This window comes from Microcystis sp. LEGE 08355, from assembly GCF_015207185.1.
Classification (GTDB): domain Bacteria; phylum Cyanobacteriota; class Cyanobacteriia; order Cyanobacteriales; family Microcystaceae; genus Microcystis; species Microcystis panniformis.
This window is the reverse complement of the sequence record NZ_JADEXI010000252.1, coordinates 1-6,511: the sequence shown is the minus strand read 5'-3', so window position 1 is coordinate 6,511 and position 6,511 is coordinate 1. Positions and strand designations below refer to the sequence as shown.

Annotated in this window: 5 protein-coding genes; 2 read left to right on the top strand and 3 right to left on the bottom strand. The window is 43.1% G+C overall.

Features of this window, described 5'->3' with window-relative positions; genetic code table 11:
* Window positions 1-178: 178 nt before the first annotated feature.
* Together IQ242_RS13625 and IQ242_RS13620 are read right to left on the bottom strand one after the other, a co-directional pair.
* A complete protein-coding gene (locus IQ242_RS13625; protein WP_193960333.1) occupies window positions 179-2,290 on the bottom strand; it encodes a TIGR00300 family protein in 2,112 nt (703 codons plus the stop codon).
* Between the two features lie 301 nt (window positions 2,291-2,591).
* Complete coding sequence (locus IQ242_RS13620; protein ID WP_193960332.1) at window positions 2,592-4,355, bottom strand: SWIM zinc finger domain-containing protein; 1,764 nt, start codon at window positions 4,353-4,355, stop codon at window positions 2,592-2,594.
* A gap of 115 nt (window positions 4,356-4,470) precedes the next feature.
* Here IQ242_RS13620 and IQ242_RS13615 point away from each other — a divergent pair, with 115 nt between their 5' ends.
* Both IQ242_RS13615 and IQ242_RS13610 read left to right on the top strand, forming a co-directional pair.
* Window positions 4,471-4,752, top strand: coding sequence for a ParB N-terminal domain-containing protein (locus IQ242_RS13615; protein ID WP_002763410.1), 282 nt, complete (start codon window positions 4,471-4,473; stop codon window positions 4,750-4,752).
* 13 nt (window positions 4,753-4,765) lie between these two features.
* Window positions 4,766-5,458 carry a helix-turn-helix domain-containing protein gene (locus tag IQ242_RS13610; protein WP_193960331.1) on the top strand — a complete coding sequence of 231 codons (693 nt, stop codon included), beginning with the start codon at window positions 4,766-4,768 and terminating at the stop codon, window positions 5,456-5,458.
* A gap of 55 nt (window positions 5,459-5,513) precedes the next feature.
* Here IQ242_RS13610 and IQ242_RS13605 read toward each other — a convergent pair whose 3' ends face one another.
* The gene (locus tag IQ242_RS13605; RefSeq protein ID WP_193960330.1) at window positions 5,514-6,362 is read right to left on the bottom strand and encodes a M28 family metallopeptidase; all 849 of its coding nucleotides are present in this window, start codon (window positions 6,360-6,362) and stop codon (window positions 5,514-5,516) included.
* Between the last annotated feature and the right edge of the window lie 149 nt (window positions 6,363-6,511).

Here is a 6,511-nt window from a genome sequence, read left to right as displayed (position 1 = left end):
AACTTGTGCAATTGCCACTCGAAACCCTCCCAAACCACAAAAGAGGTCAATAAAACGAATTTTTTCTTTGTTTTTTAGAAGGTTCATTGATAGCATCTGATCGGCAGTATCGCCAATTATGGGAATAATTAAAAAAGAGACGCTTCTAGAAACGTCTCTAGAGGATTTACTTGCGGTTTTAAACCGTTTCTACCAAGGGACGGGTTAACTTATCCAACTGTTGGGTTAACAGACTCAGGAATAAACCCACATCGGTGACGATACCCACGGATTCTACGGAACCTCGATCGCTTAATTTTGTCACCACGGCCGGGTTAATATCAACACAGACCATTTTTACCCCCGCCGGTGTCATATTGCCCACACCGATGGAATGGAGCATACTAGAGAGCATAAGAATCATGTCTGCACCTTGAATTAAGCGGGAATATTCTTCCTGTGCTTTAATTAAATCCATCTCCGTATCCGGAAGCGGACCATCATCGCGAATTGAACCGGCCAAACTGAAGGGGACATTATTCTTGACGCATTCATACATTACGCCTTTTGTCAATACCCCGGCCGATACAGCTTTGGCGATGCTGCCGTGGCGACGGATGAGGTTGATAATCTTAAGGTGGTGACGATGGCCACCGCGCACCGGGATGCCTTTCTGCATATCTACCCCTAAGGAAGTACCCATGATCGCCTGTTCCATGTCGTGAACTGCGATCGCATTTCCCCCCAGTAAAGCGTGAACGTAACCATCGCGGATTAAACGGGAGAGATGTTGCGCTCCTCCAGTGTGAATGACCACCGGACCTGCCGTTACTACCACTTTACCGCCCTGGTCGCGAATTTGGCGCATTTCCCAGGCAATCTGCTCCACGGTTAACTCGACTCGGCGCTCGCTGGAAACCCCCGCACCCATAAAGGTAAATTCCTGGGTGCTGTTGCGTTGTTCCCTGGATTCCGCCTGTCGGATAGTACGGATGCCCTCAACTCCCACCATAACGCGATCGCCAGCTTTTAAATCCCGCAGCAGAGTACATTTTGCCGTTTTGCCTTCCGGACTTTCAGTGACGACGATGGCTGCATCCATGCGTTGATTTTCCACCCGCACCCATTCACAGTTAACCCGCACTTCCGTGGGATAGATGGTGCTGACATAAAAATCATCGGGAGCGACCCCATCTTGTGCCACCAATGCGGTATTGACATCACAGATTTCTTGAGGACGAGCGGCCGCACCGAGGTCGATCAATTGTACCATGATCTCCTCCATTACCTCGTGAGAGGGTGCAGAAACGCGCACTTCGGCCGAGGAGGTACTTTGGCGCTCAATCCCTAAGGTGAAGTTTAAAACCTTGAAACTGCCGCCATTTCCCACCACAACATCGAGAGCTTTATTCATAATTCCCGCGTCGAGCAGATGACCTTCTAGCTGGAGAATGCGACTTTCAATGGTGACATTAGCGTGATGGTCTGGAATTAGGGGTTCGGTGGTACGCAGGGTTAAACATTTGGCCGCTCCCCCTGCTTTTAAGAACTCCGTCAGAGGAGTTTGTACCACTTCAAAGCCTTTTGACGCTAACTTATGTTGTAAGTCGTCACTAATTTTATTCATGACGATTACTTGACCGATATTTACTGCATTACAAGCAAAGTTAACCGCATCTGCTTCTTCAACGATAATCCGTTTTTCTTCGGGAATTTTTAACTCAATTAATCGATTAGAATAGGCATCAAAAGCATCAGGATAGTAGAGGAGATAACCGCCACTAAGGGGACAAAAACAAGTATCAAGGTGATAAAAACGTTCATCGATTAAACGTAGGGATAAAACCTCGATATCGAGCCATTTAGCGATTAAAGGGTGGGAATCTAACTCGGTTCTGAAGCCATATCCTGCCCATAACCAACGTCCTTCCCGATCTAATAGTGCGTCTCCTGCACCTTCAAAGGGTAAATCTTTGGGCAGTTCGTGAACTGTAAAACCGTTATCTTCAAACCACTGTTTAAAATAGGGTTCTTCTCCCTGTCTTTCTTTGTGTAAAAAGCGACTGAGAACGACAGTTTTTTCCAGAACTAAACCTGCATTAGCGGTAAAAACCATGTCGGGCCAGCCTTTTTCTGGTGTGACTAAATCCACGAGCGCCCGATCTTTGAGAACATGATAAAGCTGCTGCCATTGTTGCCTAGCTTTTTCCTGGGAAGATTTGTGAATGTTGCCCTCCATCCAGGGATTAATCACATAATCCACATCGTAATGATCGGGAGAACACATCAAAAAGCGAATAGTTTCAGTCATATTTTTTGACAATGAATATTCAGTATAAGTAGTCTGGAGATAAGTTTAGACCAATCTTCCATTATACTCTACTTTGCGTCGAAATATCACTAGGTCTAAGATTAGGACAATTCCTGCTCTACAAGCTAAAAAGAGCCTAATTCCAGCCGATAACTGACGGCGAAGCTGTTAAGTATTTAAATTGCTTGTGGAGATGAGGCAAGAGGCAACCCCCCCCGATGTCGGGGGGTAGGGGGGGTGGGGGAGATTCAGCTGCTCTAAGGATAGGCGGTTAAAATGGGTCTTAGCTTAGAAGCTTAAATTATTGTAAATCCTGATGTTTAAATAACCCCATAAATTTCGATTTGCGTCCGTGTTCCTTAATTAAACTTTCCCGATAAGTTTGCCATTCTTCCCGTCTTCCCGACATATAAAAGGCATTACGAGCTTTTTTCAGCCATTTAATCGCTTCTTGATAGCGGTCAGCCTTTTTTTCGTCGAGTATCTTTTCCGCAGGAGGACACGCGCGATCGATTACCCAGTTAGGATCGACGGTAGCAGCCGCATCCATTATCCGCCAAATTAGGTGAGACTGCACATAGGAATGATCAGAAATAAGTTTAATTGCATCTATAACTAAATTTTCGTGGAGAAATATATCGATTTTAGCCTCTGTGGAACGTCCACCGCTAAACTCGCGCAAGTAATCTAACAAGTCTAATTTTAAATCGGGCCAATCTTCCCCAGCTAAAGACTCAATTTTTTGGTAATGGGAAAAGGAAGGTTGGTCTTGAAATGCCTTAATTCTAGCAGCCAAAGCTATATCTATATCCCCTAAAGATTCTGCTAGTTCACTTGTCCAGAGAGCTAATTGATAATAATAATTTCCAGGGAAATTTAGACCACCCTTGGCAATTATGAGAGCGGATTCTGGTGCGGATTCATCCCGTAAAGCTTTGGCAAAAAAGAAGGCTTCATCGTTTTTAGTTATCATATTTTTTGCCGCCGCCATCGCTGCATCAATGCGATCAAGATAGACTAACTTAGTTAGGTATTCTACCACTTGTCCTGAAGCTAAAGCTAGATTCAAATACTCCTGATCTTTTTCCTGTTGCTCGAAAATTTCTAAGCGAATAGAAGTTAATGTTTGGGCATAATCGGGGATATTCCCTGACCACATTTCTGAAAAATTAGCCGATTCTCCCCGTAAAATCTTCTCTAAAACTGGATCGTCCCATCCCTGTTGTAAGGCTGCTAAACTCATCTCAAAATCGGCACTCCATTCATGCTGCCATTGCTCGATTTTTTCCCTTAAATCTTGCTTTTCTTGGGGATTAAATTCCTTGCTTAAAATTGCCGCAGTTAAAACTCGATCGATTCTAGCACTTAAATCATCATTGACAGCACCGTAATCTTCTAAATCATCCCATTCCTCGATACAGGCGCTAATAATTGCTTCTAAAATAGCGATCGCATTATCTGGTTCTCCCTTTTGATAATAATCTTTAGCCTCATCCACTAGGGCATAAATTTCATCAGAAATTGGATCTTCTTCGTAGTAATCTTCTTCGATCGCTCGCAGGGATTGCCGCAGTTCATTACGGACAGTATTACGATAAGCTTTGACATTAATAGTTATCTTCCCTGCCGCTTTATTGACTGGGGTATCTGGAAATAAAAACTTATCAATTGTCTCGATAATTTCTGGGTGTTTAGCCACTAAATGATTAAGCAATTTTCTTAATTTACTTTCATTGATCGGTGTCAATAATTCCTCTAAGGATGCTTTTTTAATAATGAATTCTGGATGACGAGAACAGGTTAATAAAACCGCCACAATATGCTTACACCAACCCTCATAATCGTAGGGACAGGAACAGGAGACATTCTCAAGGTTTTCTTGGTTAAAATCGATAGCAACTCGATAGGGTTTAACCTCACTACCACTCACTAAAGCTTGTAGATTTTGCCCCCGTTGCCAAAGAGAAATAACTGCACCGCTATCGTAATAATATTGACCGCGCTGATAGGAAGCATTGGTGCTATTTTGCCGGATAATTTTTTCATTGATAGGAGGAATAGTCATAGTCAGAAAAGGAGAGGATTGGGTGATAGAATCTTGTCTGTGGCTAGAAAACTACCGGCAGCGAGGCAGACCAGTGCATCAGCAACCGAGTCAACTTATCTTCAGTTTAGCCTAAATGTGCTATAGTAAAGACAGTATGGAAATTAAAAACATTCCTCTGTCCCAAATTCGTCGTCCTTTACCGCGACAAACCGATCCCGAAAAAGTTAATCAGTTGATGCAATCGATCGCTGAGGAGGGATTACGAGAGCCGATCGATGTTTTGGAGGTGGATGGTCAATACTACGGTTTTTCCGGTTGCCATCGCTTTGCCGCTCATCAGCGTCTCGGTAAAGAAACAATTCTCTGTCGAGTTCGTCGCGCTCCTAAATCCGTTTTAGCTAAACATATCGCTTAAGCTGAGAAGTCCCATGAATGAGTCCTTATATAAATATCATCGGCAAAAATTAGAGCAGTTAATGGCAGAAATTGGCTGTAAAAATCTGGAAGAATTGAGTCGGTTATCGGGTCTATCTTCTTGGCAATTGCAGAGAGTTCGCCATGGTTTAATCGCCAAATTATCCTCTGAATCTTTGGTGAAATTAGCTAATGCGCTGCAGCTGCCAGTTAGCGATCTCCTCGCTCATTTTCAAATCCCGACTATGCAGCCAGAGGATCGTTCAGGGGAATCAAAAATTCTCGAACAAGAGTATCAGAATTTACAGCAAAAATTAGACAAGCAAAAAGAAGAATTAGCCGCAGAATTTCAACGTCAAAGCATCGAAGCGATCGAATCTTGGTTAGTTCAATGGCCTACGGCCGAGGCCGTTGCCCGCAAAAATCCCGACCTAGCAGCCGTCAAAATCCTCTCCCTAGTTAAACCGATTATGCAGTTACTGGAGCGCTGGGGAGTGCAACCAATTCACAGTGTTGGTGATCATGTCGGTTACGATCCGCAAATCCATCAATTGATCGATGGTCAAGCGGAAATAGGTACACAAGTTCTAGTGCGTTATCGGGGCTATCGTCATGGGGAAAAACTACTTTATCGTGCTAGAGTGAGTTTAATTAAAGTAGAAATGCCGGAAATTCAACCAGCAGAAACAGAAAATGTCACCGCTTAAAGTGATAATTCTTGCAGAGCTTTAGTGCGGCGAAAAATTCCCCCGTAGTCTGCTTTCATCTCATCGGTAAAGATTGCAATCCAAAACAAAGACCTTGACACACTCTTGTTAGGAAATTTAAGTCTAAAGTAGCGATTGTATCCCGATAACTATGATAATAGGGATTACGCATATTAGCCGTATCTGTCACCATAATTGCCGAATAACCGCGACTCCAAAAAGGAGAATGATCGCTGCGTCGAGTATCGGGGACGATATAACCTCCAAAAATTACCGGCAACCATTCGCAGGGAGTCTGATTTTCTCTCATGACTCGACTAAGAAACTTCAAATCCTCGCGGGTTTTGAGATTGCCAATCAAAGCGATAAAATCCCCAGTGTTGGGGTAAAAATATTCTAGAAAAGCTGGATATTTTTGAGAATGGGGATTTTTATCACAGTAACCGAGCATTTCTAAGGATAACATTAACCTTAAATCCTGCTTAGTTTGTTTTAATTTTTCTGCGTAGGCAATGCTCCCCAGTAATCCGTATTCTTCTAGATCGAAGGCAATTAAACGAATTGGATAATTAGCCTGATTCTCCCCAAAAAACCTCGCTAATTCTAATAATACCGCTAATCCCGTGGCGTTATCGTCGGCCCCCGGCGACCCCGGCACCGTGTCATAATGAGCGCCAATTAAAATCGGGGGTTTTTGACTGTTGTTAGGCAAATCCAAGATTAAATTTTCGTAAGTTTTTCCCTGAAATGAGAAAAAATGTGATTCAACCTTTCCCCAATTGCCTAACTCTTGCCGCAGGTATTCTCGCACATAAAAATGTCCTTGACTAGAGAAAAAAGGGTTTCTTTCTCGGACAATTTGTTCTAGGTGTTGGCTTAAGCGATCGCTAAAAAGATCAAACATTGATGGCAGCAGATAAATTAATCAAAAGAGCCAATGGATAGAGAAACTGAGGGAAAAATCGGGGAGAATAATAATTGTTAATTATAAAATACTCTGTGGAGCTAAAATCATGACAAATCTCCAATTGACTAGCTATGATTGTATCGTTG